This is a genomic window from Gilliamella sp. B2838, assembly GCF_026536185.1.
Classification (GTDB): domain Bacteria; phylum Pseudomonadota; class Gammaproteobacteria; order Enterobacterales; family Orbaceae; genus Gilliamella.
Window position 1 is genome coordinate 1 of sequence record NZ_JAFNOO010000026.1, and the last position, 3,219, is coordinate 3,219.

The 3,219-nt window shown below is 49.7% G+C and carries 2 rRNA genes; both read right to left on the minus strand.

Annotated elements, in window-relative coordinates:
* Positions 1–9: 9 nt before the first annotated feature.
* A 5S ribosomal RNA gene (rrf, locus tag J3U63_RS12975) occupies positions 10–125 on the minus strand.
* 153 nt (positions 126–278) lie between these two features.
* Positions 279–3,177: ribosomal RNA gene (locus tag J3U63_RS12980) — 23S ribosomal RNA — on the minus strand.
* Between the last annotated feature and the right edge of the window lie 42 nt (positions 3,178–3,219).

Here is a 3,219-nt window from a genome sequence, read left to right on the forward strand (position 1 = left end):
AATTTAAAAGTCTGGCGGCACCCTACTCTCACATGGGTAATACCCACACTACCATCGGCACTACGGCGTTTCACTTCTGAGTTCGGCATGGGGTCAGGTGGGACCACCGCGCTATTACCGCCAGACATATTCTGTCTTCTCTTTCTCTCAATTGATGAATCATTATCACATATCTTCACCAATCGCTCAATCCGGAACAAACTGTTTTATCAATCTTTAACCATCTTTCGATGACTTCTTACTCTCAACTTCGCGTATCCAAAACAACTCCGAGTTGTAAGGTTAAGACTCTCGGTTCATTAGTATCAGTTAGCTCAATGTATCACTACACTTACACACCTGACCTATCTACGTCTTAGTCTCAAACGGACCTTACTGAATCTCTTCAGGGAAAACTCATCTCGAGGCTAGTTTCGTGCTTAGATGCTTTCAGCACTTATCTATTCCGCACGTAGCTACCGGGCAATGCAATTGGCATCACAACCCGAACACCAGCGGTGCGTTCACTTCGGTCCTCTCGTACTAGAAGCAAACCCTCTCAATTTTCCTACGCCCATGGCAGATAGGGACCGAACTGTCTCACGACGTTCTAAACCCAGCTCGCGTACCACTTTAAACGGCGAACAGCCGTACCCTTGGGACCTACTTCAGCCCCAGGATGTGATGAGCCGACATCGAGGTGCCAAACACCGCCGTCGATATGAACTCTTGGGCGGTATCAGCCTGTTATCCCCGGAGTACCTTTTATCCGTTGAGCGATGGCCCTTCCATTCAGAACCACCGGATCACTATGACCTACTTTCGTACCTGCTCGAGCCGTCACTCTCGCAGTCAAGCTAGCTTTTGCCATTGCACTAACCTCCTGATGTCCGACCAGGATTAGCTAACCTTCGTGCTCCTCCGTTACTCTTTGGGAGGAGACCGCCCCAGTCAAACTACCCACCAGACAGTGTCCCTTACCTCGATTCAGAAGTATAGGTTAGAACATCAAACATTAAAGGGTGGTATTTCAAGGGCGACTCCATGCATACTGGCGTACACACTTCTTAGTCTCCCACCTATCCTACACATTAAGGCTCAATGTTCACTGTCAAGCTATAGTAAAGGTTCACGGGGTCTTTCCGTCTTGCCACGGGTACACCGCATCTTCACGGCAATTTCAATTTCACTGAGTCTCGGGTGGAGACAGCCTGGCCATCATTACGCCATTCGTGCAGGTCGGAACTTACCCGACAAGGAATTTCGCTACCTTAGGACCGTTATAGTTACGGCCGCCGTTTACTGGGGCTTCGATCAAGAGCTTCTGCTTACGCATAACCCCATCAATTAACCTTCCAGCACCGGGCAGGCGTCACACCGTATACGTCCACTTTCGTGTTTGCACAGTGCTGTGTTTTTATTAAACAGTTGCAGCCAGCTGGTATCTTCGACTGATTTCACCTCCATCCGCATGGGACTTCAATTAACATCAGCGTGCCTTCTCCCGAAGTTACGGCACCATTTTGCCTAGTTCCTTCACCCGAGTTCTCTCAAGCGCCTGAGTATTCTCTACCTGACCACCTGTGTCGGTTTCGGGTACGATTAACTATAACCTGAAGCTTAGAGGATTTTCCTGGAAGCAGGGCATCAATTACTTCACTACCTTAGTAGCTCGTCATCACGCCTCAGAGTTTCAGTGACCGGATTTGCCTAATCACACCCCTACACGCTTAACCCACCATCCAATAGGTGGTAAACCTAGCCTTCTTCGTCCCCCCATCGCAGTTATAGCCAGTACGGGAATATTAACCCGTTTCCCATCAGATACGCCCTTCGGCCTCTCCTTAGGGGTCGACTCACCCTGCCCCGATTAACGTTGGACAGGAACCCTTGGTCTTCCGGCGAGCGGGCTTTTCACCCGCTTTATCGTTACTTATGTCAGCATTCGCACTTCTGATACCTCCAGCATGCCTCACAACACACCTTCGACGGCTTACAGAACGCTCCCCTACCCAATACACTTACGTGCACTGCCGCAGCTTCGGTGCATAGTTTTAGCCCCGTTACATCTTCCGCGCAGGCCGACTCGACTAGTGAGCTATTACGCTTTCTTTAAATGATGGCTGCTTCTAAGCCAACATCCTAGCTGTCTAAGCCTTCCCACTTCGTTTCCCACTTAACTATGACTTTGGGACCTTAGCTGGCGGTCTGGGTTGTTTCCCTCTTCACGACGAACGTTAGCACCCGCCGTGTGTCTCCCATGATTAAACTTGTCAGTATTCGGAGTTTGCATCGGGTTGGTAAGCCGGGATGGCCCCCTAGCCGAAACAGTGCTCTACCCCCAACAGTTACTCATGAGGCGCTACCTAAATAGCTTTCGGGGAGAACCAGCTATCTCCCGGTTTGATTGGCCTTTCACCCCCAGCCACAGGTCATCCGCTAATTTTTCAACATTAGTCGGTTCGGTCCTCCAGTTAGTGTTAACCAACCTTCAACCTGCCCATGGCTAGATCACCGGGTTTCGGGTCTATACCCTGCAACTTAACGCACAGTTAATACTCGGTTTCCCTTCGGCTCCCCTATTCGGTTAACCTTGCTACAGAATATAAGTCGCTGACCCATTATACAAAAGGTACGCAGTCACACATACCCAACGGTACATGCTCCCACTGATTGTACGTACACGGTTTCAGGGTCTATTTCACTCCCCTCCCGGGGTTCTTTTCGCCTTTCCCTCACGGTACTGGTTCACTATCGGTCAATCAGGAGTATTTAGCCTTGGAGGATGGTCCCCCCATCTTCAGACAGGATATCACGTGTCCCGCCCTACTCTATAAGCTTCCACATAATCCACTTTCATGTACGGGACTTTCACCCTCTATCGTGCGACTTTCCAGACGCTTCCACTAATACATTATGCTACCCGCTTGGGCTGCTCCCATTTCGCTCGCCGCTACTTTGGGAATCTCGGTTGATTTCTTTTCCTCGGGGTACTTAGATGTTTCAGTTCTCCCGGTTCGCCTCACCTAACTATGTATTCATTAGGTGATAGTGCAGTCGCCTGCACTGGGTTTCCCCATTCGGACATCAACGGTTATAGCGCCTTTTATCGGCTCACCGTCGCTTTTCGCAGATTAACACGTCCTTCATCGCCTCTGATTGCCTAGGCATCCACCGTGTACGCTTAATTTCTTAACCTTACAACTCACAGTTGTCTTGGTTTCAATTACGCTTTTTTTC